General features: G+C 46.3%; 25 protein-coding genes and 1 other RNA gene. 14 read left to right on the forward strand and 12 right to left on the reverse strand.

Annotation, left to right across the window (positions count from 1 at the left end; translation table 11 throughout):
- Positions 1–61: 61 nt before the first annotated feature.
- The 4 genes from ABJ081_06055 (at position 62) to ABJ081_06070 (ending at position 4308) form a co-directional block, all read left to right on the forward strand.
- A complete protein-coding gene (locus ABJ081_06055; protein MEP6356227.1) occupies positions 62–1090 on the forward strand; it encodes a TAXI family TRAP transporter solute-binding subunit in 1029 nt (342 codons plus the stop codon).
- A gap of 128 nt (positions 1091–1218) precedes the next feature.
- Positions 1219–3342, forward strand: a complete 2124-nt coding sequence (locus tag ABJ081_06060) for a TRAP transporter fused permease subunit (protein MEP6356228.1) — start codon at positions 1219–1221, stop codon at positions 3340–3342.
- 158 nt (positions 3343–3500) lie between these two features.
- The gene (locus ABJ081_06065; protein MEP6356229.1) at positions 3501–3941 is read left to right on the forward strand and encodes an Hsp20 family protein; all 441 of its coding nucleotides are present in this window, start codon (positions 3501–3503) and stop codon (positions 3939–3941) included.
- 100 nt (positions 3942–4041) lie between these two features.
- Entirely contained in the window at positions 4042–4308 is a 267-nt protein-coding gene (locus tag ABJ081_06070; GenBank protein ID MEP6356230.1) for a DUF1150 family protein, read from the forward strand.
- Between the two features lie 54 nt (positions 4309–4362).
- Here the strand turns inward: ABJ081_06070 and ptsN are convergent, their stop codons facing one another.
- The 8 genes from ptsN to ABJ081_06110 form a co-directional block, all read right to left on the reverse strand.
- On the reverse strand, positions 4363–4827 hold the full coding sequence (gene ptsN, locus ABJ081_06075) for a PTS IIA-like nitrogen regulatory protein PtsN (GenBank protein ID MEP6356231.1): 465 nt from the start codon (positions 4825–4827) through the stop codon (positions 4363–4365).
- Between the two features lie 70 nt (positions 4828–4897).
- Positions 4898–5467: a ribosome-associated translation inhibitor RaiA gene (gene raiA / locus ABJ081_06080; protein MEP6356232.1), complete on the reverse strand. Its 570-nt coding sequence runs from the start codon at positions 5465–5467 to the stop codon at positions 4898–4900.
- A 186-nt stretch (positions 5468–5653) separates the two neighbouring features.
- On the reverse strand, positions 5654–7192 hold the full coding sequence (gene rpoN, locus ABJ081_06085; GenBank protein ID MEP6356233.1) for an RNA polymerase factor sigma-54: 1539 nt from the start codon (positions 7190–7192) through the stop codon (positions 5654–5656).
- A gap of 158 nt (positions 7193–7350) precedes the next feature.
- Positions 7351–8133, reverse strand: a complete 783-nt coding sequence (lptB, locus tag ABJ081_06090) for an LPS export ABC transporter ATP-binding protein (GenBank protein MEP6356234.1) — start codon at positions 8131–8133, stop codon at positions 7351–7353.
- 107 nt (positions 8134–8240) lie between these two features.
- Positions 8241–8813, reverse strand: coding sequence for an LptA/OstA family protein (locus tag ABJ081_06095; GenBank protein ID MEP6356235.1), 573 nt, complete (start codon positions 8811–8813; stop codon positions 8241–8243).
- 30 nt (positions 8814–8843) lie between these two features.
- Complete coding sequence (lptC, locus tag ABJ081_06100; GenBank protein ID MEP6356236.1) at positions 8844–9566, reverse strand: LPS export ABC transporter periplasmic protein LptC; 723 nt, start codon at positions 9564–9566, stop codon at positions 8844–8846.
- Positions 9567–9816: 250 nt separating this feature from the next.
- Positions 9817–10431 carry a ribonuclease D gene (locus ABJ081_06105; GenBank protein MEP6356237.1) on the reverse strand — a complete coding sequence of 205 codons (615 nt, stop codon included), beginning with the start codon at positions 10429–10431 and terminating at the stop codon, positions 9817–9819.
- Between the two features lie 115 nt (positions 10432–10546).
- Entirely contained in the window at positions 10547–10981 is a 435-nt protein-coding gene (locus ABJ081_06110) for an HIT family protein (protein ID MEP6356238.1), read from the reverse strand.
- A gap of 106 nt (positions 10982–11087) precedes the next feature.
- Between ABJ081_06110 and ffs the strand changes: the two genes are divergently transcribed.
- From ffs to ABJ081_06140, 6 genes are all read left to right on the forward strand, one after another.
- An RNA gene (gene ffs / locus ABJ081_06115) (signal recognition particle sRNA small type) lies at positions 11088–11186 on the forward strand.
- 82 nt (positions 11187–11268) lie between these two features.
- Entirely contained in the window at positions 11269–13155 is a 1887-nt protein-coding gene (locus ABJ081_06120; GenBank protein ID MEP6356239.1) for a DNA polymerase III subunit gamma/tau, read from the forward strand.
- A gap of 15 nt (positions 13156–13170) precedes the next feature.
- The gene (locus ABJ081_06125; GenBank protein MEP6356240.1) at positions 13171–13494 is read left to right on the forward strand and encodes a YbaB/EbfC family nucleoid-associated protein; all 324 of its coding nucleotides are present in this window, start codon (positions 13171–13173) and stop codon (positions 13492–13494) included.
- Between the two features lie 11 nt (positions 13495–13505).
- A complete protein-coding gene (locus ABJ081_06130; GenBank protein ID MEP6356241.1) occupies positions 13506–14246 on the forward strand; it encodes an SDR family oxidoreductase in 741 nt (246 codons plus the stop codon).
- Between the two features lie 75 nt (positions 14247–14321).
- Positions 14322–14927: a recombination mediator RecR gene (gene recR / locus ABJ081_06135; GenBank protein ID MEP6356242.1), complete on the forward strand. Its 606-nt coding sequence runs from the start codon at positions 14322–14324 to the stop codon at positions 14925–14927.
- Between the two features lie 179 nt (positions 14928–15106).
- The gene (locus ABJ081_06140) at positions 15107–15775 is read left to right on the forward strand and encodes an OmpA family protein (protein MEP6356243.1); all 669 of its coding nucleotides are present in this window, start codon (positions 15107–15109) and stop codon (positions 15773–15775) included.
- Between the two features lie 49 nt (positions 15776–15824).
- Here the strand turns inward: ABJ081_06140 and rmuC are convergent, their stop codons facing one another.
- A complete protein-coding gene (gene rmuC / locus ABJ081_06145; GenBank protein ID MEP6356244.1) occupies positions 15825–17042 on the reverse strand; it encodes a DNA recombination protein RmuC in 1218 nt (405 codons plus the stop codon).
- Positions 17043–17196: 154 nt separating this feature from the next.
- Between rmuC and ABJ081_06150 the strand changes: the two genes are divergently transcribed.
- Entirely contained in the window at positions 17197–18654 is a 1458-nt protein-coding gene (locus tag ABJ081_06150) for a methyl-accepting chemotaxis protein (protein MEP6356245.1), read from the forward strand.
- Positions 18655–18657: 3 nt separating this feature from the next.
- Here the strand turns inward: ABJ081_06150 and ABJ081_06155 are convergent, their stop codons facing one another.
- The 3 genes from ABJ081_06155 to ABJ081_06165 form a co-directional block, all read right to left on the reverse strand.
- Complete coding sequence (locus tag ABJ081_06155; GenBank protein ID MEP6356246.1) at positions 18658–19827, reverse strand: nucleotide sugar dehydrogenase; 1170 nt, start codon at positions 19825–19827, stop codon at positions 18658–18660.
- A 215-nt stretch (positions 19828–20042) separates the two neighbouring features.
- Positions 20043–20894: a hypothetical protein gene (locus ABJ081_06160; protein MEP6356247.1), complete on the reverse strand. Its 852-nt coding sequence runs from the start codon at positions 20892–20894 to the stop codon at positions 20043–20045.
- A gap of 158 nt (positions 20895–21052) precedes the next feature.
- A complete protein-coding gene (locus tag ABJ081_06165) occupies positions 21053–22150 on the reverse strand; it encodes a zinc ABC transporter substrate-binding protein (protein MEP6356248.1) in 1098 nt (365 codons plus the stop codon).
- A 118-nt stretch (positions 22151–22268) separates the two neighbouring features.
- Between ABJ081_06165 and ABJ081_06170 the strand changes: the two genes are divergently transcribed.
- From ABJ081_06170 to ABJ081_06180, 3 genes are read left to right on the forward strand one after another with little or no spacing between them, the layout of a single operon-like run.
- Positions 22269–23123 carry a metal ABC transporter ATP-binding protein gene (locus ABJ081_06170; protein MEP6356249.1) on the forward strand — a complete coding sequence of 285 codons (855 nt, stop codon included), beginning with the start codon at positions 22269–22271 and terminating at the stop codon, positions 23121–23123.
- Positions 23116–23967, forward strand: coding sequence for a metal ABC transporter permease (locus tag ABJ081_06175; GenBank protein ID MEP6356250.1), 852 nt, complete (start codon positions 23116–23118; stop codon positions 23965–23967). The genes ABJ081_06170 and ABJ081_06175 overlap by 8 nt, the downstream gene beginning before the upstream one ends.
- Positions 23964–24374: a Fur family transcriptional regulator gene (locus tag ABJ081_06180; protein ID MEP6356251.1), complete on the forward strand. Its 411-nt coding sequence runs from the start codon at positions 23964–23966 to the stop codon at positions 24372–24374. Before ABJ081_06175 ends, ABJ081_06180 begins: the two co-directional genes overlap by 4 nt.
- The last annotated feature ends 1 nt before the right edge of the window (position 24375 follow it).

A 24375-nucleotide genomic window follows, 5' to 3' on the forward strand; every position in this document is an offset into this window, starting at 1 on the left:
TGTTAGTTAGGTGGCCACTTACAGGCCTCAAACATAACATGGCATAATCTGGGAGGATTACATGAAATTTACATCATTTAAAAAGGCAGCTGTTGCAACACTTACAACAGCTTCACTCATCGCGGGTGTCACGGCTGTAGCTACAGCCGCTGAAGAACGCAATTATATTCTTTCAACAGCTTCAACTGGTGGTACGTACTATCCTGTGGGTGTTGCTATTGCGACGCTTACTAAAGTGAAACTACAGCCAAAACAAAAAATCAGCATGTCCGCAATCAACTCAGCTGGTTCAGGCGAAAATGTACGGCTTCTTCGCGAAAATGAAGCTCAGTTTGCAATCATCCAAGGTTTGTTTGGTCACTATGCTGCAACTGGCACAGGCCCAGTAAAAGCGGATGGCCCACAAAAAGACCTTCGTTCTGTTTCTATGCTTTGGCAAAATGTTGAACAGTTCGTTATCTCTGCCGATGCTGCAAAAACAGGAACGATTGAAGATATCGTTGCACTAAAAGGCAAACCAATGGCATTTGGCAAACAAAAGTCAGGTACAATTGGCTCTAACCGCACAGTCCTTTCAGGTTTCGGCCTTGATATTGATAGCGATTTCTCACTCTTTCATGGCGGCTATGGCCCGTCAGCTGATGCTGTTGCCGATGGAAAAGCTTCTGGAGCAGGTCTTCCAGCAGGCGTACCAATGGGTGCAGTTACAAAACTTCTTGCAGCCAAAGGCGATTCAGTGAAGTTGCTTTCTTTCACAGATGAGCAAGCCGCAAAAGCAGATGGTGGTAAAGGTCTATGGACAAAATACACGATCCCAGCTGGCACTTACCCAGGACAAGATAAAGACGTCAACACAATCGCTCAGCCAAACTTTCTTGCTGTTCGCTCAGACGTTGATGAAGATGCAGTCTACATGATTACAAAAACCATGTACGAAAACCTGCCTTTCTTGAACGCTATTCATAAAGCAACAAAAGCAATGGCTGTTGAACGTGCGGTTGCAGGCTTGCCTCTTCCACTGCACCCTGGTGCTGCGAAATTCTACAAAGAAGTTGGCATTTCAATCCCAGACTCATTGATCGCGAAATAAAACGCGACTTAGCATAATAAATATACGGGCAATCTCACATCTACACCTAGATTGATTGCCCGTATATTTCCATGTCTACGCCAAGCGTTTTGGCGTATTCCTATTTTCATATGACTGGAGAATAAGCGATGCGCTCTGAGGCGATGACTAAAGTAAATAATCCTAAGTCAGAGAAAACCTCTCCCCTCGAACGCATCATCGTTGTCTTGGCAATCGTCTTGTCGCTTAGCAGTATATGGATGAATACATTTGCCAATGTATCCACCCTTCTCCAAAACGGCCTTCACTACGCAGGCTTCGCTCTTTTATGTGCTTTGGCTATTCCTTTCAGTCAGTCAGATTTCGCAAAAAAACCAGTTTTACGCATGTTGGATATTGCCTTTGGCGTGGCCGTTGCCCTTTCAGCTATTCATCTGGTGTTTGCTGAAAGTTCAATATACGACCGAGGTGTTCGCCTTGTTACTTTGGATTGGGTTGCTGGTGTTATTGCCATCCTTGGCGCTATTGAATTTACCCGGCGCACAACTGGCTGGATTATTCCTAGTTTGATCATTATTGCCTTGTCTTATTCCACTTTGTGGGGTGCTCATGTGCCAGGCGTTTTCAAATTCCCAGGGCTTTCAGTGGAAACATTGATGTTCCGTTCGATCTACGGTGATGATGCCTTGTTTGGAACCATCGCGCGTATTTCAGCAACATTTGTTTTTCTCTTTATCATCTTCGGTGCTTTTTTGCTGAAATCAGGCGCCGGCGAATTTATCATTAATCTTTCGCGTGCGATTGCCGGAAAGACGATAGGCGGGCCGGGTTTTGTTGCGGTTTTTGCAAGCGGTCTAACGGGCACTATATCCGGATCAGCAGTCGCTAATACTGCCTCAACAGGCGTGATCACCATCCCACTAATGAAGCGAGCAGGCTTTCCTAGTCATTTTGCTGGCGGCGTTGAAGCGGCCTCCTCCACGGGTGGGCAGCTCATGCCACCAATCATGGGCGCTGGCGCTTTCGTCATGGCGGCCACAACACAAATTCCTTATACAACGATTATCGCTGTCGCCTTTTTGCCTGCGATTTTGTATTTCGCGACAGTTGCCTTCTTTGTACGTATTCAAGCAAAAAGCTCTGGTTCAGTCGGTTTGACCGCTGAAGAGCAGCCGCCTCTCATGAAAGTTTTACGTGAAGGTGGCCCGCAATTTATATTGCCGATCGGCTTGTTGATTTATCTCCTTGTGAACGGCTTTTCACCAACCTATGCAGCCGGCTGGGCCATTCTCACATGTATCGCCGCCTCATGGCTAACACCGCACCGGATGGGTATTCGCGATATATTAGGCGCTTTAGAACTGGGCGCGCGCAATATGATCATGACAGCCATCTTGTTATGCGCGGTTGGTTTGATTGTGAACATCATCACAACAGCGGGCGTTGGCAATACATTTTCATTGATGATCAGCAATTGGTCAGATGGAAACCTCTTTGTCGCCATTGTGCTCGTTGCCCTTGCCTCGTTGGTTTTGGGAATGGGGTTGCCTGTAACAGCTGCCTACATCGTGCTCGGCACCCTTTCAGCACCAGCCCTCTATCAGCTTATTTTAAATGGCCAAATCATCGATCTACTCGTTGCTGGTGGCTTACCAGAGAACGCACAAGCGATTTTCTTTCTTGCAGCTCCCGATAAAATAACACTGTTAAACGCACCGATGTCCGTGGCTCAAGCAAAAGAAATGCTCGACCTTATACCGCCTGAAAGCAAAGGGCTGATTATCGATAATGCATTTTCTCCTGCGATACTCGCAACCGCACTATTATCCGCTCACATGATCATTTTTTGGTTGAGCCAAGATTCCAATGTTACACCACCTGTTTGTCTCGCAGCTTTCACCGCTGCCGCGATTGCGAAAGCGCCTGCGATGAAAACCGGCTTTTATTCATGGAAGATTGCAAAAGGCTTGTATTTTGTGCCGCTTCTATTTGCCTATACGCCGTTTCTTTCCGGCGATTGGCCAGTGATGATCGAGATATTCGTCTTTGCTTTATTTGGCTTGTGGGGGATCAGCGCTGGAATAGAGGGCTATTGGGAAAACAAACTCAATATCGTAATGCGTGTTGTTGTTCTTGCCATTGGGGCATCCTTACTCTGGCCGCTGGATCGATCACTCCATATAGCAGGGTTGGTGGCGTTTTTTGCTCTATTGTGGTGGAATATCAAAGGTCCACAATTCATGTCAGGCAAAAAAAGCGCTGATGCCGGCTAATTGGCCTGTCATGATTTCGTCTGACAGTATCAATTGATCGGTGCAGCTCAGAATTCTTGAAATTATCATCATCAATACCCATCTTAGTTCTATAGGAATGCCCGATTGGGATTCCATAAATGACCGCCCATTTTGGGGGTTTGTTATGAGGTTTTGATATGACACGAAACGCCCCTCCGCGAGGTCCGGTTTTCTCAAATCCGCTTTTATTGGGTTTTGATGAGATTGAACGCCTATTAGACCATGTTTCTAAAAATGGTAGTGACGGCTACCCTCCCTATAATATCGAGCAGGTTATTAGCGCAGATGATATTTTATCCCTACGCATAACATTAGCTGTTGCAGGTTTTACGGAAGATGATCTTGAAATTGTAGTTGAAGAAAACCAGCTCATTATTCGTGGCAAACAAACAGATGATACATCGCGGGTTTATCTTCACCGTGGTATCGCTGCGCGACAGTTTGTAAAAACATTTGTCCTTGCAGATGGAATGGAAGCTGGTGAGGCAGAGTTGAGCAATGGCCTGTTATCTATTGAATTAAAAAAGCGCCAACCTGAACGAATGATAAAAAAGATTAAGATTTCACAGGCAAACTGATTCGTATCACGTGATTCGATTATTGAAACGTACAGAATCAACCAGAATATATTGGTGCCTGTCTTAGATGCGCTGTTAAAGAGTACAAAGGAGTTGCGCTATGACTGATTTTTTTGATGTGTCCACACAGGACACGATAACGCAAGAAGAGCTTCTTCATATAGGCGAGGAGAATGTTGCTTATATACGTGAGCTTTCCGTTTCCGATTTTGAAGTCCTATATCCCGGAATTTTGGATGGTGAAATCCCTTATAAACTCTTTGCGCTGCTTGGTGCTGATGGTGAGCCACTGATGATATCAGATGATAGGTCCCTGGCAGAAGCCAATGCAGACGAGCATGATCTAGAGATGGTTAGTCTTCACTAGAAAATTATGGATCATCGTTGAGTAGCCGAATAGTGCAGGTAGGGCGGCGAGCGATTAAGCGGCCACCTGATCAGGTGGGGTGATCAGAAGAGAATAGAGAGCCTCTTGATCAGCTGTTGCGCGGATTTTTTGTATGGTGTCGCTATGACGCAACAGGCGAGCAATTTTTGCTAGTGCCTTGAGATGATCCGCACCGGCACCCTCAGGGGCTAGTAATAAAAATATAATATCCACAGGCTGATCATCAAGTGCATCGAAATCTATCGGGGTTTCCAGTCGTGCGAAAATACCAAAAATTTTCTCCACGCTTGGCAATTTTCCATGCGGAATGGCAATTCCGGACCCAACACCCGTGGATCCAAGACGTTCACGCTGCAAAAGTGTTTCAAAAACTTCGCGCTCGTCCAGCCCTGACAGCTCGGCTGCTTTTTCAGATAAGACCTGAATAGCCTGCTTCTTGCTTGAAATTTTTAACGTGGGCAAAATAGATTTTGCTACGATAAGATCTTCTAGATCCATTGTATTTCCCTTGACTGGCCTAATCGCACTTGCAGCTATCACTTATCAAATACTGGCCCAGTAATGTCTTTTATGTTTGCGAGGGATCAATCCAGCCGATGTTTCCATCTTGCCGTTTATGAAGGATATTGATCTCTCCACTATCAGGATTGCGGAACACATACACATCTTGCTCTGCCAAGTCCATGGCCATGACGGCTGTAGAGACCGTCATTGTTAGAATTGTTGTCTCATTTTCAGCAATAACCGCTGGAGAAGCCTCATTATCTTGGCTATCGTCAATGCCTTCACCGGGACCTTCAAGCACATAAAATGGAACTTGATAGCCTTTAGAGTTACTAGATGCGCGGTGATCTTTCAATTTTCGTTTGTAACGACGCAATCGCTTTTCTATGCGGGCAGCAGCAAGATCGAATGAAGGATGAGCTTCCATCGCAGCGCCCGTGGCAACAAGATCGATACCTGTATCAAGATGAATTTTACATTCAGTTTTAAATGTTGACGCTTCTTTTTCTAGCGTCACGTGACCCGTATACCCGCCATCGAAATATTTGCTAACGGCGGCATCTATCTGATCACCTATATGAGTTCGCAGAGCATCACCAACGTCAATATTCTTTCCTGAAATACGTAAACTCATATTGCCTCCATCATATTATTATCAATATGCGAATGGCGAGAATCATATGCCACTCACGCTATTATGAGACCACTGTAACGACTAGATCATCACCCGTCAGCTCTTTTAGAGAAAAAGTGCTCAATCATTACAATTAAGATATTAACATTGAAAAATATGAAGAAATTCTGAGAAAATTCGATCGAATCAGTTGCTTTCCAAAGCTGCACGCTTTTCGCGGCGACGCTGGACTGACGATGGAATCCGCATGGCTTCGCGGTATTTAGCAACAGTGCGCCGAGCAATATCGATGCCTGATTCTCTTAATAAATTGACCAATGCATCATCTGAAAGAATTTTCTTTGGACTTTCTGCATCAATCAGTGCGCGCACACGGTGACGCACAGATTCAGCAGAATGCGCACTTCCGCCTTCAGATGAGGCAATTGAGGCGGTGAAGAAATATTTCAACTCAAAAATACCACGCGGTGTCGTAATATACTTATTGGATGTCACCCGACTGACCGTCGATTCATGCATCTCAATCGCATCTGCCACCATTTTGAGGTTCAGCGGGCGCAAATATTGTATGCCTTTTGTCAAAAAAGCATCCTGCTGACGCACAATCTCGGTTGATACTTTTAAAATTGTCTTGGCCCGTTGATCGAGGCTCTTAACCAGCCAATTCGCTGTTTGAAGACAATCGGTTAGATAGGTCTTCTCTGCTTCATCATTCGCGGTCTTTGCTACCGTTGCATAATATGTCTGATCAACGATTACTCGCGGGAGCGTTTCAGAATTTAATTCAATTGCCCAGCTACCGTCTGGCCGAGCCTGCACTATAACATCTGGCACAATCGTCTCTGAGAGCACATCTCCAAATGCTTCCCCTGGTTTAGGGTCCAGCATTTTAATTTCGCTAATCATTTCCATCAAATCATCATGATCAACGTCGCATATCTCTTTCAGCGCGTTAAAATCACGCCGCGCAAGCAGATCCAAGTTATCAAGGAGAGCTGCAATGGCAGGATCATAACGATTTTTTTCTTTAAACTGGAGCGCCAGACATTCGGGCAAGTTGCGGGCGCAAATGCCAGGTGGATCAAGTGTTTGAAGAACGCTCAACATTTTTTCAACGACATCTAATGACGCGCCCAGCCCTTCAGCAATTTCGCTCAAATCCGTACGGATGTAACCGCTTGGGTCAATGCTATCCACCAATGTGCGCGCCACAAGAAGTAAAGCCGCATCCTGTATCAACAAGCCAACTTGTGACATCAAATGTTGTGTCAGATTAACTTCTTCACTGACAAAAGCTTCAAGGTCGTAGCCCTCATTAGAACCGCCTTGAACATTAGATTGTAATGGATGGGTATCTCTACCTGTAACAGTTGAGGCTTCACGGCCAGCGCTTCCTGAATCATCTGGAAAAACATTTTCAGCATCGGTATCAAAGGTTTCGGCTATTTGTTGTGGGTTAGCCTCAAGCGGCTCATCAGCCCAATTATTATCATCCCCGCCACTTCCTTCTTCTTGGGAGGCTGCAGGTAATTCTCCGACGTTTTCTGAGTTAGCGCTTTCTTTCTCTTCTGCGCGCTGTAGCAGTGGATTCTTCTCCAGCTCAGCTTCCACATAGCTTGTCAGATCCAAATGAGACAGCTGCAATAGTTTGATCGCCTGCATCAACTGCGGCGTCATCACCAGCGATTGCGACTGTCTAAATTCTAATCTTGGCGAAAGGGCCATGAGTTACCGTTGTTATGCTTCTTTTGAAAGTTTTTTGTCTAGTCCAGCTAAAACTGGTCCAAGTCTTGCTTAAGTTAAAGCATAGTTATACCAAAATTGTAAATAAAATCACTCAAGACATCGCTAACAAGCGCAATTATGGCTGATAACCCGTCAAATTATAATGTGAATTGGTCGCCAAGATAAAGGCGTCTCACATCGGGGTTAGCGATGATGGTTTCAGGCGTGCCTTGGGTTAATACCTGACCTGAGTGAATAATATAAGCACGGTCAATCACCCCGAGGGTTTCTCGGACATTGTGATCAGTTATCAAAACACCGATGCCACGTTTCTTGAGGTGTTTGACGAGAATTTGTATATCACCAACCGCTATAGGATCAATACCAGCGAAGGGCTCATCCAACAGTACAAAATTCGGCCTGCTTGCCAATGTGCGTGCGATTTCACACCGTCGGCGTTCACCGCCTGACAAGGCAATTGAGGGCGCTTTGCGTAAATGTTCAATACCAAATTCGGTGAGTAAGTTTTCAAGGTCTTGCTCTCGCCGCTTCTTATTCGGCTCAATCACTTCAAGAACAGCGCGAATGTTATTTTCAACATTCAGGCCTCGAAAAATAGAAGCTTCTTGTGGCAGATAACCGATGCCGAGGCGCGCCCGACGATACATCGGCAAAGGCGATATATCGTGCCTATCGAGGTAAATAGACCCCTCATCCGCCCGCACCAAACCTGTTATCATATAAAAAGTTGTTGTTTTACCCGCACCATTTGGCCCTAAAAGGCCAACGGCCTCGCCTCGACCAATCGCCAAGCTAGCGCCATTGACAACAGTGCGGCCATTATAGCTCTTGCGCAAATTTTTAGCGATCAACCAGCCACGGCCCGTGTTATCGCGCAATGTTTCTACGGAGGCTGCTGGGGCTACTTCAACATGAGGCATATGGCTGTTCATTCACACTATATATCTGTTGCGCATCAGTTTGCCATCAATTGAGCGAGAGGAGTCAATCATTACGTTATTTCAAAGCGCCTTATATACGCCTTAAATCACTTGCATTTCTTTGATGATGAAGATCCTTGACCTTGCGAAAACAAGGCTTGGACACGCCCTTGACCAGAGAGTTGCGCTTTTCCTGTATCAAGATTGACGGTGAGCTTTTTTCCACGAATAATATTTTCACATTGCGTAAGAACAACGCCGCCTGTGAGCGTAACCAATTGCGACTTCATATTGAATACCGCATTTTTTCCTGTGGCTTTATTATCGCCTGATGTCACAATAACTTTGCCGTTTGCCTCAATACGGCTAATGCCCTGATTGCCGCCAGTTTCTCCAGGTTTAACAGAACCATCGTAATAGACGTGCAATGTTGCGGCACGCATTGTGGTTTCACCCTGCTTAACATCAACATTGCCTTTGAAGACGGCCAGTTTTTCTACATCTCGCACTTCCAGACTGTCAGCTTCTATTTGGATAGGGTTGTTATTGTTCGAACGAAATCCCGTAAAGGCGTCACCTGTGGCTTGCGCGAAACCAGCAGTCACATAAAAGAAGGCAGTCGCAATGATAGCAACAGCGAACAATGACAAATGTAAATATGCTTTAGACCTGAAGGTCATCACAGGCAGTATCCTTTGACTATGTAGCATCTATTTTGGACGCACTTTAGTTGGGTTAACAATCATCCGTACCCTGTCTTCAAACAGAATAAAAGTGGCATTATCACGAACGGTTAGGCTATTTGCTCGAATTTCACCAATATCGGCCTTCACAAACACGTCACCCTTACTGGTAAGCATGCCGCCTTTTATATCAATTGTGGCAGAATCCAATTCACCAGTGTAACCTGAACTCATATGCATGCTTATGCCATCGCTCAGCACGAGATGCTGACCCTTGACATTAAATCGACCTTTTCCAGCGTCAATTGAAACGATATTGCCATCATCAAGCGTAAGGGTCGCGCTAATTTTTTCCAGAAGAACCTTTTTCGGATCTGTTAGGTCTTGTAACGCCCGCTCAGCGACGATTTCATATTCCGCATCGCTTGATGTAAAACCGTTCAAGGTTGGGCGCTCCATAACAATTTGTCCATTTGTCAAATCAATGGCGGCAAAACCAAGTGGCAGCGTAGAAAATTGTGACAGATACGCAATGCCAACGAAGAGGGCTATAAAAATGGCCCCAATGACCGGTAAAGCAATTTTGAGTTTCCGCACGCGGCGGGAATAGCTTCGAGCGGCCTTAAACTTATTGGCTCCTTCAATTTTTTGAGCTTGTATAGCTTGCAACAATTGTTGCTGTTGACCATCGCCATGACCAAGATGATCGACAGCCGCTGGCCCGGTCAATCCTTGTGTCGTATTGCTCATATTAGGGTCATGTATATTCATGAACTACCAAATTGTTGGCTATGCTACGTTTGTTAGCTTTTATTCATAACACAATAACACATGTAAGAAGTAAACTCACCATTCGATATAACGTCGCAAAAGCAGCGCCATTAAAACTAACTAGATAAGCTATAGCTCCTATCAGTATGGCGGAAATATGAGCTTGTTCATTCCAAATTACTATGTCGCATTATGCTTTTAGAGATTTGAATTTTTTGAGGATCAGATTCTATGAATGCGAGAATATATCCGTATCCGGCCAACCAGCGAGGTCTAGTTTTGCACGGGTTGGTAAAAAGTCAAAACATGCATTGGCCATGTCTGTTCTACTTTCGCGTAACAGACGCTCTTTCAAAATATCCCGCATGGCATGAAGATAAAGGACATCAGAGGCTGCATAATTAAGCTGGGCCTCACTCAAAGTATCAGCCCCCCAATCCGAACTTTGCTGTTGCTTGGACATATCAACGCCAACCAGCTCGCGCGCAAGCTCTTTGAGGCCATGTCTATCAGTATAAGTACGTGTGAGTTTCGAGGCTATTTTTGTGCAAAAAATCGGCGTCGTCATAACATTGAAGCTATGCAGCAGCAGCGCCACATCAAAGCGGGCAAAATGAAATATTTTTTCCTTACTCATATCTGCCAAAAGCGCACAAATATTAGGAGCGTCTGCTTGTCCTGCAGCAATTTGGACAACGTCAGCACTGCCATCGCCAGGAGATAATTGCACCACACAAAGCCTGTCACGATGCGCATGAAGGCCCATGGCCTCAGTATCTATAGCAACATCACCCGTATAACGGCTAAGATCCGGCAAATCGCCCTTGTGAAAACGGATCGTCATACAAATATTCCTTCTTGAAACGTCATTAGGTCTATCTAACGGTTTTGCGTGTTAAAATCCACAGGGAGTTGACGGACTCTTATTGAGTCAACAGAACAGTTTAGCTTAGCCGTTATTATTCCATCATCAATTGCTTGATTTGTGGGCGCAGCAAGGACAGATAAGCCTCGGCCTTATCATGATAAGGCTCCGCCGCGCCATTGCCCCATATTGGGGCTGGCCACGCCATATCTGTTGTAAAGCGGGCCACCACATGCACATGCAGTTGGCGCACCATATTACCGATTGCACCCACATTGATTTTTTCCGGTCGACTAACAAGCGACATCGCCTTTGATGTCACACTGATTTCTTCCATTAGAAAGCTCTGTTCAGTGCGATTAAGATCAAAAAGTTCTTGCGCATTAGCCACACGAGGCACCAAAATAACCCATGGGTATCTTTTGTCATTCATCAAAAGCAATGATGACAACCTCAGTTCAGCGATAGGAAACGTATCGCGTTTGAGCTGATCAGCGAGAAAAAAGCCGGTTTTTTCATTTTTTTTCATAAGGTCTTGCTTTCAATCTTTAATTTATACCCAATTTGAAACCAGCCGCATCAAAAATGCAAATGATGCTTGCAAATTACCGCGCGCCTTGTGATAGAGTATTACTGGGAGGTTGGCGATGGACGTGCCACTCGCCAACCGGGTCAGATCCGGAAGGAAGCAGCCCTAACGAGCTTCGGCTCGGGTCAACGTCCAGCCTCCTACTTTTCGCGCCATGGCGTTTGGTAACTATGTCAGGCAATAAAAGCCTGACTTTTAAATGTTCAGGAAAGATGCGGGCGTCGTTTATGGACGAAGGTAAAGCCAACGGTTCCAACTCCCCAAGCGGCTCCAACTCCGAGAGCGCCTATCGCGTGCTTGCGAGAAAATATCGTCCCAGCACGTTTGATGACCTCATTGGCCAAGAGCCAATGGTGCAGACGCTCACCAATGCTTTCAAGCTGGGTCGCATTGCACAGGCCTATATGTTGACCGGCGTGCGCGGTGTTGGCAAAACAACGACCGCGCGTATTTTGGCCCGCGCCTTAAACTATGAGACCGACGCCATTCAAACGCCCACAATAGAGATGCCCGACTATGGCGCACATTGTGATGCAATTATCGATTCCAGACATATTGATGTCATCGAAATGGATGCCGCCTCGCATACCGGTATTGATGATATTCGTGAAATTGTGGATGCCGTTAAATACAAACCAGCAGCCGCACGCTATAAAGTCTACATCATCGATGAAGTACATATGCTTTCAAAATCCGCGTTCAACGGGCTTTTAAAAACACTGGAAGAGCCGCCTGAACATGTGAAATTTATCTTTGCTACCACCGAAATTAGAAAAGTGCCCGTCACTGTTTTATCCCGCTGCCAGCGATTTGATCTACGCCGCATTGAAGCCGATACGATGGTTGACTTTCTTGACAATGTTTCCAAAAAAGAATCCGTCACTGTTGAAAAAAACGCCTTGTCGCTGGTCGCACGCGCATCTGAAGGATCGGTGCGCGACGCGCTTTCCTTACTCGATCAAGCCATTGCTCATGGCGGCGGCACCGTTGATAGCGAACAAATGCGCGACATGCTGGGTCTGGCCGACCGCACACGGGTGATCGACCTTTTCAATCACATTATGTCAGGCCGCGTCAAAGAGGCGCTTGATGAAATTAAAGCGCAAGTAGATATCGGTGCGGACCCCTTGGTTGTACTCACAGATCTTGCCGATTTCACCCATCTGGTGACAACAGCCAAGCTCGCCGATGGTGTGCCGAACGGACAAGCACTTTCCGATTTAGAAAAAGGAAAGGCCGAGGAATTCGCAACCAATCTATCCATTCGTGTTTTGTCGCGCGCATGGCAGATGCTCCTCAAAGGCATCGAAGAAGTGCAAAGTGCCAATAAACCATGGGCTGCAGCTGATATGGTGATCGTGCGCCTTGCTTATGTCGCTGATTTACCTACACCCGATGAAGCGTTGAAAACGTTGCGGGATGGCACAGCATCGACGCAAACCACTCCATCGCTTGCGCTTGGGCCTGGGTCTGGGTCTGGGTCTGGAGTTGCAAATAGCGGGATGGCTTCTCCATTAGGGTCCACGAGTGCAGCTACACAAACCTCACAAATACCCATGGTTGATAACGTTCCCTCTCCTGAAATGTCAGCATCACAGGCCACCCAAACACGCCCGCGCCCTGTCTTGGCGACAAATAATCCTGACCCGCGTCCTATTGAAAAACCACTGGTCGCACCTGAGAAACAAATTCTACGCATCAACCGGTTTGAGGATTTTGTCGCCCTTGCAGAAGAGCATCGCGATTTAGCTATGCGTTCAGCGCTAGAAAATCATGTGAGGCTGATTTCATTTGAAAATGGTCGCATTGAAATTGCACAAACGGCGCAAGCGCCAAGAACACTTGCTAATGACATCAAAACCCGTCTTCTTGATTGGACTGGGGCGAAGTGGACAGTCATTGTTGCCCGCGACGGTGGTGATGATCCTTTGCGCGTTCAACGCGATGAAGAAGACAAACAGCGCACCCGCGATGCGGAAGAAGACCCGGTGGTTGCTGCTGTCTTAAAAACATTCTCTGGCTCCAAGGTGGTCAATGTTACATTTTTAGACGATGAAACAGATGGTATCCTTGAACAAGTGCCCGAAAATGACCCCGACGATTTTGACGAATAAACAGGAGTAACAGCCATGAAAGATATCATGGGATTGATGAAAAAAGCCGGCGAAATGCAGGAAAAAATGCAGGAAATGCAGGAAGAGGCTGCCAATGCGGAAGTCTCCGGGACTTCAGGTGGCGGGCTTGTCACGGTGACCATGAGTGGCAAAGGCGAAATGCGAGGACTTTCTATTGATCCATCACTCTTCAAAGAAGACGATGTTGAAATTCTGGAAGACCTGATTATGGCCGCCCATAACGAAGCTAAAGGAAAATCTGAAACATTAATGCAGGAAAAAATGCAAGATTTGACCTCAGGGCTACCTTTGCCTCCGGGTATGAAGCTTCCATTTTAAAAGTGAGTTGAATGACTAAAATCACTCTCGTAACAGGTGCTGGAACAGGCGTTGGCAAAGCCGCTGCTCACGCTTTAATGAGCGCAGGCTATCATGTTATATTCATTGGTCGTCGCCTAAATGTTTTGGAACAAGCATTGAGTGAAGGCCAAGGTAGCGGCGAGGCAATCGCCTGTGATGTGACCGACGCTACCGCGATTGACGCGTTATTCAAATCTATCGCGGAGCGCCACGGACGCCTTGATGTTCTATTTAATAATGCCGGGATCTTTATTGCTGGCAAATTAATTGACGAGCTAAGCTTAGAAGAGTGGCAGCAGGCCGTGGATGTTAATCTTACTGGTTCGTTTTTATGTGCACGCGCGGCTTTCGCTCTTATGCGCAAGCAAAGCCCTATGGGTGGACGCATCATCAATAATGGCTCCATATCAGCCTATGCACCACGACCTGGCTCCACGCCTTATACAACCACCAAACATGCCATCACTGGCCTGACCAAATGCTTATCTCTAGATGGTCGACCTTTTGATATTGCTTGTTCGCAGCTTGATATCGGAAATGCAGCCTCTGACATGGCAATTCCCTTGTCTGAAGGCGCCATGCAAGCGGATGGCACTATGAGCCCCGAGCCTTTGATGGATTTAAAACATGTGGGCGATGCGGTGGGCTATATGGCTGATTTACCTTTAAGCGCCAATGTTCAATTTATGACCGTGATGGCAACAAAAATGCCCTATTTGGGGAGAGGTTAGGCTTAGACACGAAGATATGCCGAAGGCAACTTCGAATCGGGTTATATATTCTCACAAACATTGAGAGCCACCTGTATGCCTAAGTCCGTTACCGGCCCAGAAATTGAGCGCCTTGTACAATTACTTGCTAAATTGCCCGGCCTTGGCCCGCGATCAGCGCGCCGTGCCGTGCTTCATCTTGTAAAGAATAAAGACAAACTCATGGCCCCGCTTGGGGCAGCAATGGCTGACGCGGTATCGAACATTGTTGAATGTCGCGCATGCGGAAATGTCGACACCTCTTCACCTTGCACCATCTGTAAGGACCAAAGCCGCGACATGACAACACTCGTGGTCGTAGAAGATGTCGCCGATCTTTGGGCGCTTGAACGCGCCATGGCTGTTAAAGGGGTCTATCACGTCCTTGGCGGCACACTCTCACCTCTAGACGGCATTGGCCCTGAAGACTTGAACATTAATGGATTGATCGACAGAGTTCATGAAAGCGATGTAAATGAGGTTATACTGGCCGTGAATGCCACCGTGGAAGGGCAAACGACTGCCCACTACATTATGGATCAATTGAGTAGTGAAGGTGTGCAGGTATCTCGTCTTGCTCATGGTGTGCCAGTGGGCGGTGAACTTGATTATCTTGACGAGGGCACACTTTCTGCCGCAATGCGCCAGCGCACAGCCTTATAAGCGCCTTCACCTTATAAAATCATAAAACACGCCTTTGTTCAGGATTGCTTCAGCATCTTAAGTGTATATTCGCCCAATTCGAGACATAAAACGGTGAGATAACCTCTCTCTATCTGAAATTAGCCTTTTTCTCCCATTAATTAGACGATAACAAAAGCGGAAATATTCCAATGAACAAAATGATGAAAACTTCTGCCCTTATGGCAGCATTCTGTCTGGGTTTAGCGGGTTGTGTAACAACACAAGACGCTTTCACTGGCGAGTCAAAAATCAGCCGCGCGGCTAAAGGTACTGGCATTGGTGCTGCTGGCGGCGCGCTTGCAGGTGCTTTGATCGGCAAGGCAAGTAATAATACAAGACGCGGCGCCTTGATTGGCGCAGGTATCGGTGCCTTAGCAGGCGGTGGTGTGGGCGTTTATCTCGATCGTCAAGAAGCTGAGCTGCGCCAACAGCTTCAAGGAACTGGCGTTAGCGTTACACGCAATGGTGATCAGATTATTTTGAATCTACCAAGCAATGTTACCTTTGCAAGTGGCGCTGATCAGGTTCAACCGAACTTCCATTCGGTTCTCAATTCAGTAGCTATCGTCTTGAATAAATATAATCAGACTCTTGTCGATGTCTTCGGCCATACAGACAGTGATGGTGACGATACATCTAACTTCAACTTGTCACAGCGACGCGCAACAAATGTTGCCTCTTACCTTGCTACACAGGGTGTGGATGGACGCCGCTTTGCTATTCAAGGCTTTGGGGAACAGCGACCGATTGCAACAAATGCAACACCGGAAGGCAAATCCCAAAACCGTCGCGTAGAAATCCAGATTTCACCGCTGACACAAAGCTAAAAAACAAAATCCGAACAAACGAAGCCCCGAGTATATCTCGGGGCTTTTTTTATTCACCAGCCAAAAGATCAGGTTGCGCGGGCTTTTGCACCACGCTGCGGTCAGGCGCACCATCTTGACTTTGTTCCGCGCCGGCCTCGCCTGCAAAATCAAGCGCATCAATGCGACCGCCGCGCGTTGTAATTTTCTTGGTTGATGTCAGTATTTGCTCAACATCACGATTGGCTTGTGTGAAATGGGTTTGCAGCTTGCTGACCCGATCATCAAGGCGCACAACATCTTGCATAAGCGCCACAACTTCCTTTTGAATGATGTGCGCTTGATCACGCATGCGCTGATCACGTAAGACAGATTGAACAACTTGTATTGAGAGCATCAACAAAGATGGCGACACGATCACCACCCGTGAGCGGTGGGCTTTTTGCACAATGTCCTCAAAATGCTCATGAATATCAGCGAAAATACTTTCTGATGGCACAAACATAAAGGCTGTATCTTGGGTTTCACCAGTGATGAAATAACGCTCCGAGATGTCTTTAATATGTTTTTCCACATCACGGCGGAACTGGGTATGCGCCAAACGGATTTCTTCCGGGTTATCGCTTTGCCGCGCAGCGTTCCATGATTCAAGCGGAAATTTTGCATCCACAACCAAGGAAGGCGCATCATTGGGCATAAAAATCAAACAATCCGGTCTGTTTCTATTCGATAAGGTTTCTTGGAACCCATAAGCCCCGTGCGGCAAGCCATCTTGTATGATTGTCTCCATGCGCGCTTGACCAAAAGCACCGCGTGTTTGTTTGTTGGCCAGCACATTTTGTAGTTCGACTACTTGAGTGGAGAGCTTGGTGATATTGGATTGTGCTGTATCAATCACAGCAAGCCGCTCAGCCAATACCTTCAAGTTATCATGCGTGGATTTTGTCGTTTCCGTCATGTTTTGGCCCAGACGGTGACTCATCGTATCCATGCGCTCACCCAAAACACGGGTTAAATCCTGCTGTCTAGAACCAAAGACTTCCGCAAATGTCTGCATCCGGCCAGTCATTTCAGACTGAGCTTTGATCACCTCAGCCATCCTAGCATCCATCTCTTTGGCTTGCATGCGCGTGACTGCCTCAAGAGCTGAACGACGCTGACCAGAACGCCAGATAGTAATAATAAGCAGCAGCAGCATGACCAAGAACAAAGCACCGGCTGCAATAAGCGCATCACCAAGCGAAATCGGGTGATTACCCAGTGTCAGGATGATATCTGTAAATTCCATGATTATTTCATACAGTGATTCTGAGGATGCGAAAATCGCACTTACTAGTTATTCCCTCCACGTCCACAAAGCTTGTCTCAGTTGATTTTATAATTTTGTTAACCAACACTCCATAGTATTATAGATATTTTCAATATATGATAAGATTTCAACTATGTTTGCTCGAAATGAATCTATCGCTCATAATTTAGAAAACACCGAAAATTCTGAATACTTAAATCATCTTGAAAAAGAAAACCGCTCGTTAAAGACTGTTTTAAAAAAGATCGCACAAGGTCTAAGCAATTTTGGTTTAGATGTGGCTGATATATCAGGTTCTATTGAGACGATAGCATCGCAATCGGTAGATAACGCAAATAATTTTGACGAACTCATCGAAGATTTGAACGTGGTTGAAACCTCCGCGAATAGTATCACTGAGAGCATGACAAGCGCACGCAACGTGTCAGATCAAGTTGGCAGTGAACTGCAACAATCCCAAGACACGACAACACAAGCCATCACATCAATTGATGAGTTGATCGCTGACGTATCGTCTTTTGATACCAACATGATCGAATTAAATGACGCTATGGAAAGTGTGCGTGCTGTTACAGGCATCATTGAAACCATAGCCCGTCAAACCAACCTCCTCGCTCTCAATGCAACAATTGAAGCCGCACGAGCAGGCGAAGCTGGCAAAGGTTTTGCTGTCGTTGCAAGTGAAGTTAAACAGCTCGCCCAAAATACGACATCGGCGACAGAAGAAATTGATAGTACAATCAATCGCATCAAAACCGGCCTCGACGGCTTAAATGAACGATCAACAGGTGCCACCAAAAAAGCAGAAGTCGTTGGCGAAAAGGCTGGATCGTTCACATCAATGTTGTCAATGGTAAGCAATGCAATTGATGAAATTCAAGACTCAACAAAAGACGTCTCATGCCGTAGTGACAAGGTCAGCGAAACTTGTGTTACATTCTCCAATGCCTTTGACACATTATCACAGAATACCAGCACCCAATCGACCGATCTGGTCAGTTTCAGCAAGCGACTACAAACGGTGGCAGATATGCTCGATGGCTTAGTCGTCGATGTCATTCAGTCCGGCGTTGATGTTGATGACGCAAAGTATATGGAATTGGCTAAATCGTATGGCTCGCAAGTATCAGCGGCCTTTGAAGACGGTATTGCTAATGGTCAGGTAACAGAAGCAAGCCTCTTTTCTCATGACTACAAAGTAGTTGAAGGGTCAAATCCTGAGCAGTTTCTGGTGCCTTATCTCAGTTTTGCAGAAGAGGTATTGGTACCTCTCCAAGAAGCTATCGCGAGCGAGAATTCAACTGTTGTTTATGTTATCGCGACCGATACCAAAGGGTATCTGCCTTCCCATCTATTGAAGTTTTCCAAGCCTCAAGGGCAGGATCCTGAATGGAACACCGCGAATTCCCGCAACCGTCGCATTTTCACCGACAAAGTAGGCCAACGAGCTGCTAAGAACGAATCCCCTCTTTTGCTTCAGACCTACCGCCGCGATATGGGTAATGGAAACTTTGTTATCATGAAAGAACTGAATGTCCCCATCATGGTCAATGGCAGACGCTGGGGCAATGTCAGGCTTGCGTTTAAATAGGCCTTAATCAGCGTGGAAAAGATCTCGTGTGAAGACCTTGCTGCGCACATCGTTTAAATCTTCATGCCACCGGTTAGCAACAATGATATCCGCGCTCGATTTAAAGGATTCAAGATCGCGGACAATCTCGGCGCCGAAGAGTTTTTCATCCTCAAATGCCGGTTCATAGATTATGATTTCAGCACCTTTCGCATTTATCCGCTTCATGACACCTTGTACGGAAGAACTGCGGAAATTGTCAGAATCTTGCTTCATCACCAACCTATAAATGCCAACGGTTTTAGGTTTTGATTCAAGGATGGCATTTGCAATCACATCCTTGCGCGTTGTATTGGCGCTCACAATAGCCGAGATCAGGTTTTGCGGTACACTAGAATAATTTGCGACCAATTGTTTGGTATCCTTTGGCAGGCAATAGCCACCATAACCAAAGGAAGGGTTGTTGTAGCCCTCACCGATACGAGGATCGAAACAAACCCCGCGAATGATTTGTTCTGAATCCAAGCCGTCATGCATGGCAAAAGAATCAAGTTCATTAAAATAAGCCACGCGCATCGCAAGATAGGTATTAGAAAACAGCTTAATCGCTTCAGCTTCCGCGGAGCCAGTGAGCACGACATCAACGTCAGGTTTTGCAGTCGCCTTTTTCAAAATATCAGCGATTAGCGCACCGCGTTCCCCCGTATCTCCAACAACAATTCTGGAGGGATACAAATTGTCATAAAGTGCTTTTCCTTCTCTTAGAAACTCTGGAGAAAAAATGACATTATTTGTATTAAATTGTGCGTTGGCCCGTTTTGTATAACCAACTGGGATGGTCGATTTAATAACGATCACGGCCTTTGGGCATAGACCAAGGGCTTGCTGAATAGAATGGTCTACTGTTTTTGTATTGAAATAATTCTTTTCAGGGTCGTAATCTGTGGGCGTTGCAATGATGACCACATCTGCGCCAGGAAAAGCTTCATCTGGATTGGTTGTCGCAACAAGATGCAGTTTTTCCTCTGATAGAATTTTTTCTGCGAGCTCATCACACACCGAGGATTGACGATTATTAAGCGCATCCACCCGCGCTTTTGAAATATCAAAAGCTCTGACTTCATTATCGCGAGACAGTAAAACTGACATTGCCAAACCAACATAGCCGAGACCAACAACAGTTATTTTTTTCATATCGCATTAAAACCTTTGCCTATTTGTCGCTCTCATTAGCTACCATTTGGATGCTATTGGATACCGTTTACTCTTAATCATCATAAATGAAAAGACATTGTCAGGCTTAGATTTGGGTCAGGACTATTGCAGATGATACAAAAGAAAAAGCTTGAGCGACCGTCTTAAGTCAACTCAAGCTCTTATGTTCTTGAATAAGCCCTCAATTGAGGTGCTTACTTGGCTCCGAATTTATATTCGATATTGAACGACAAAACTGCATCTGACGATTCATCATTCAAACCAAACAAGACCGCAGCCCGTGGCTCAAGGACGTGTCCATTTGGCAATTCATATTCATAATAAATGGCAGGACCAGCAAGATGTTCTTGCTCATTACCACCACCAAATAGGCCTTCGAATTCACCAAAATTCTCAAAGCCTATGCCGACTGAATCACTTACAGGGAAAATAACTTGGGATGCATAAGCGAGACCAGCATCTTCACCGCTTTCGAAGGGTATTTCTACGAGGAGGTTACCAACCCAGTCAAAAGGGCCTAATCCCGCTTCAAAAACTGGCCCAACCTCAAGAGCACCTTCGCTGATACCGCCTTCTCTTGGAATTTCAAGCGCAGTAAAGAGCCCTAGTGAAAATTCACCATGTTCATCATCTTCATCAGCAGCGCTCTCTTTTTCATCTTTATCGTGACCGTGATCATGGTCGCCAAAAAATGGCAAAAGGAGAAGGTTTTCAAACTCAAAACCCTCAATCTCAGGGCTTTCACCGCGCGGGTTTGCCACTTCAACAGCAACCGTAAATTTCCAAAAATCCGTTAGCCCATAGCCAATCGCGAATTCATGTGCCGAGCGCTCGTCGCCTTCTTCAACATTAGAAAGGCCAAAGCCATTAAGGACTTCAATCTCTATTTCATCTTTTGTAACATCAGGATGGACGACTTCAAATATACCCGCTTGGGCATTTGCTTGCGAGGTAATCCCTGTTTGCATAACCAATGATATAGCGGCCGTTGTCATAGCGGCTAGAATAAATTTGGTTGGGGTATATTTTCTAAATAGTTTCATCATATCAACTTTCAAACTCTGATAATTTCTTACTTTGGTTAGTGCTCTGTTCAACCACCAGCAATGGGGAGGCGATAAAACAAAATACCATTACTGTACAAGCGCTTATTATGACAAAATGCCATATGGAACGCATGATCTAACGCAATCTACTGGCTTGCTTATGTGAGGCAGCCCTTGAAGGAAGCCGCCATGTTTTGGATTAATTGGAAATAAAGATTTGGGCCCGCATCAAGCCGTGCGCCGAGAGGGTCAATGATGCCTGATTTTGCCTTTGTGCCCTCAATTACGGTCGATACCAGCTTGGACTCAAATTGTGGTTCGGCAAACACGCAAGCTGCATCCAATCCTTTAAGTTTCGTTCTAATTTCACTGATGCGCTCTGCACCTGGTAAGACTTCTGGAGAAACCGTGATCGAGCCAGATGCCGTCACATCAAAGCGCTTTTCAAAATATTGATAAGCATCATGAAAGACGATGAAATTCTTATCATGGAGTGGTTTCAATTCGGCGGCTACATCAGCAATTAAGACGTCAATCTTGCTGGATATAGCTTTGGCATTGGCTTCATACTTGCCGGCATTAGCTGGGTCAGCTTCAACAAGTGTTTCTTCGATTTCGTGGACGAGCGCTTTCGCATTTACAGGATCAAGCCAGACATGGGCATCATGTGCGCCGTGCGCCTCGTGATCGTGTCCCGCCTTTTTGTGTTCTTTATGATCAGACTTGGCTTTCTTATCATGATCATCATGGTCATCGTGCTTGTCATGCTTATCATGCTTGTCATGATCATCGTGCTTGTCATGATCATCGTGCCCGGCCGTTTCTTTGTGATCATCTTTTTCTTCGTGCCCATGCCCATCAAAGGCACCGCCCTCACGAAACTCATGCTTTATAAGATCGTGGGCATCAATCAGTTCAACCGATTTGGCCTTTGCAGCGATGGTCTCAAGAGATTTTTCAAGGAAAGGCTCAAGATCATGCCCTATCCAGAACACAATATTTGCAGCTTCCAGCATTTTGGCCTGCGAAGGCTTTAAAGCATAATTATGCGGGGACGCGGCACCTTGAACAATCAACCCTGGCTTTCCAACACCTTCCATTACTGCCGCCACGAGCGAATGGACCGGCTTGATTGAAGCAACCACATTAACATCAGCTTTGGCGACACTTAGTGGCGCAAGGTAAGGCACAGCAGGGGACGCAAAAAGCAATGTCACGGACAGAGAGAGTAATTTTAAACCACGCAAGACAAGCACTCCTAATAAATATACAAAGATGTGTTATGTTATTGTATTACATTATTGCGTGATGGTATAACCAGTGCCATAAGATATAGCAAGAGCTATTGACGAAAAAAGAGTCTTCTTGAAAACAATGTCGAATATACCTGAACCCCTTGTCACGCTGGATAATGCCGGCATTCACCGTGCAGGCAACTGGCTTGTGCGGGGTGTGAGCTTTTCTATAGAAGCGGGAGAAATTGTAACGCTGATCGGTCCGAACGGTTCGGGGAAATCCACAACCGCCAAAATGGCCCTTGGTATTATCAAGCCGGATGAAGGTTCGGTGACCCGCAAACAAAATTTGAATATCTCCTATGTACCGCAGAAACTTGAGATTGATTGGACGCTGCCGCTTAGTGTTCGCCGTTTCATGCGATTGACCGGCAACGTCAGCACTAATGAGGCTGACAAAGCCATGACTGCCACAGGTGTCAATCATATGGCCGATGCGGAGATGCGAACGCTTTCAGGGGGTGAGTTTCAGCGCGCCATGCTAGCGCGCGCGATTGCACGCAAACCTGACTTGCTGGTCCTCGATGAGCCAGTGCAAGGGGTCGATTTTACTGGTGAGATTGCCCTTTATGATCTCATCAAAAACATTCGCGATGAAATTCAATGCGGCATATTACTGATTTCCCATGATCTGCATGTGGTAATGGCCGCCACTGACCGCGTTATGTGTTTGAATGGCCATGTTTGTTGTTCAGGCACACCAACAGTTGTTGCATCAAGTCCGGAATATCAAGCTCTGTTTGGCGCACGGGCGACCTCTACGCTCGCAGTTTATGAACATCACCACGATCACACCCATTTGCCCAATGGCCTCATCCAACATAGCGATGGCACCATTACCGACCATTGCCACCCCGATGACGGCCATCACCACCATGATGACGTATCAGACGAGAAGCATTCCCTTAAAAGGGAGACAAAACACGATGCTTGACGACTTCTTCATTCGCGCAATTATTGCAGGCATTGGCGTTGCGCTTATTGCAGGGCCGTTGGGCTGCTTTATTGTCTGGCGCAGGCTTGCTTATTTCGGCGATACCTTGTCGCACGCGGCGCTACTTGGCGTGGCGCTTGCTTTTTTGTTTGAGATAAACATCACACTTGCCGTCTTTGCTATCTCTGCTTGTGTTTCACTTGCGCTTTTATTGTTACGGCGCCATGCAACCCTTTCAAGCGATGCACTGCTCGGTCTTCTGGCTCATTCTTCGCTGGCGTTAGGTCTCGTTGCTCTTGCATTCATGACGTGGGTCCGCATTGATCTAATGGGCTTCTTATTCGGCGATATCTTGGCTGTGTCCAAACCAGATATTGCCATCATTTGGCTTGGTGGTCTTATTGTGCTTGGTATCCTTGCCGCTATCTGGCGCCCGCTTTTTGCAGCGACGGTCAACCACGAATTGAGTGAAGCTGAGGGTATGAGGCCAGAACGGGCTAATATCATCTTCATGCTTTTAATGGCCGCAGTCATTGCCATTTCAATGAAGATTGTTGGTGTGTTATTGATCACTGCCATGCTGATTATTCCTGCGGCCACTGCGCGCCGGTTTTCTTTTGGTCCTGAGCAGATGGCGCTTTGGGCGGCCCTCATTGGAGCAACCTCTGTCGTTGGCGGTTTATTCGGGTCACTAGAATGGGACACACCCGCTGGCCCCAGCATCGTTGTGGCTGCTCTCGCCCTTTTCATTCTCTCCCTCTTTTATCGTTCCCCAAACAGAACTAAAAATACTAACGCCGAGAACAAGCATTCAAATAAACCTCGAAAAGGAAACCGATCATGAGCAACCATGTTCACGCTATCGAGAACCTGACCAAAAACCAATCTTTAGTTATGGGAGCCTTGGCAAAGTCAGAAGAGCCACTCAGCGCCTATACCATTTTGGATCAGCTGCGTGATCGAGGCTTTCGCGCCCCGCTACAAGTTTATCGCGCACTCGACAAACTCGTTGAATTTGGCATGGTGCATCGATTGGAAAGCCTGAATGCTTTTGTTGCCTGTAGTCACCCAGATTGCGATGGTCAGGAAACGCTGGCCTTCATGATATGCGACACATGCGGTCAGGTAGATGAGATAACGGATCGCCCACTTACAAAGCGACTTGCGCACCTTGCTAGTGAGACACATTTTACATTACTAAAGACAACCATCGAGCTGCGCGGACTGTGCAAGACCTGCCAAACTGCCTGAG

This window comes from Hyphomicrobiales bacterium (assembly GCA_039989895.1).
Taxonomy (GTDB): domain Bacteria; phylum Pseudomonadota; class Alphaproteobacteria; order Rhizobiales; family JACESI01; genus JACESI01.

Coding starts and splice junctions, on each gene's coding strand:
- ABJ081_06065 (MEP6356229.1), top strand. CDS start 3,501: ATGACACGAAACGCCCCTCCGCGAGGTCCGGTTTTCTCAAATCCGCTT.
- ABJ081_06150 (MEP6356245.1), top strand. CDS start 17,197: ATGTTTGCTCGAAATGAATCTATCGCTCATAATTTAGAAAACACCGAA.
- rmuC (MEP6356244.1), bottom strand. CDS start 17,042: ATGGAATTTACAGATATCATCCTGACACTGGGTAATCACCCGATTTCG.
- lptB (MEP6356234.1), bottom strand. CDS start 8,133: ATGCCTCATGTTGAAGTAGCCCCAGCAGCCTCCGTAGAAACATTGCGC.
- ABJ081_06160 (MEP6356247.1), bottom strand. CDS start 20,894: ATGATGAAACTATTTAGAAAATATACCCCAACCAAATTTATTCTAGCC.
- ABJ081_06095 (MEP6356235.1), bottom strand. CDS start 8,813: ATGACCTTCAGGTCTAAAGCATATTTACATTTGTCATTGTTCGCTGTT.
- recR (MEP6356242.1), top strand. CDS start 14,322: ATGCCTAAGTCCGTTACCGGCCCAGAAATTGAGCGCCTTGTACAATTA.
- rpoN (MEP6356233.1), bottom strand. CDS start 7,192: ATGGCCCTTTCGCCAAGATTAGAATTTAGACAGTCGCAATCGCTGGTG.
- ABJ081_06180 (MEP6356251.1), top strand. CDS start 23,964: ATGAGCAACCATGTTCACGCTATCGAGAACCTGACCAAAAACCAATCT.
- ABJ081_06110 (MEP6356238.1), bottom strand. CDS start 10,981: ATGAAAAAAAATGAAAAAACCGGCTTTTTTCTCGCTGATCAGCTCAAA.
- ABJ081_06070 (MEP6356230.1), top strand. CDS start 4,042: ATGACTGATTTTTTTGATGTGTCCACACAGGACACGATAACGCAAGAA.
- ABJ081_06120 (MEP6356239.1), top strand. CDS start 11,269: ATGGACGAAGGTAAAGCCAACGGTTCCAACTCCCCAAGCGGCTCCAAC.
- ABJ081_06060 (MEP6356228.1), top strand. CDS start 1,219: ATGCGCTCTGAGGCGATGACTAAAGTAAATAATCCTAAGTCAGAGAAA.
- ABJ081_06155 (MEP6356246.1), bottom strand. CDS start 19,827: ATGAAAAAAATAACTGTTGTTGGTCTCGGCTATGTTGGTTTGGCAATG.
- raiA (MEP6356232.1), bottom strand. CDS start 5,467: ATGAGTTTACGTATTTCAGGAAAGAATATTGACGTTGGTGATGCTCTG.
- ABJ081_06175 (MEP6356250.1), top strand. CDS start 23,116: ATGCTTGACGACTTCTTCATTCGCGCAATTATTGCAGGCATTGGCGTT.
- lptC (MEP6356236.1), bottom strand. CDS start 9,566: ATGAGCAATACGACACAAGGATTGACCGGGCCAGCGGCTGTCGATCAT.
- ABJ081_06130 (MEP6356241.1), top strand. CDS start 13,506: ATGACTAAAATCACTCTCGTAACAGGTGCTGGAACAGGCGTTGGCAAA.
- ABJ081_06055 (MEP6356227.1), top strand. CDS start 62: ATGAAATTTACATCATTTAAAAAGGCAGCTGTTGCAACACTTACAACA.
- ABJ081_06170 (MEP6356249.1), top strand. CDS start 22,269: ATGTCGAATATACCTGAACCCCTTGTCACGCTGGATAATGCCGGCATT.
- ABJ081_06105 (MEP6356237.1), bottom strand. CDS start 10,431: ATGACGATCCGTTTTCACAAGGGCGATTTGCCGGATCTTAGCCGTTAT.
- ABJ081_06140 (MEP6356243.1), top strand. CDS start 15,107: ATGATGAAAACTTCTGCCCTTATGGCAGCATTCTGTCTGGGTTTAGCG.
- ptsN (MEP6356231.1), bottom strand. CDS start 4,827: ATGGATCTAGAAGATCTTATCGTAGCAAAATCTATTTTGCCCACGTTA.
- ABJ081_06125 (MEP6356240.1), top strand. CDS start 13,171: ATGAAAGATATCATGGGATTGATGAAAAAAGCCGGCGAAATGCAGGAA.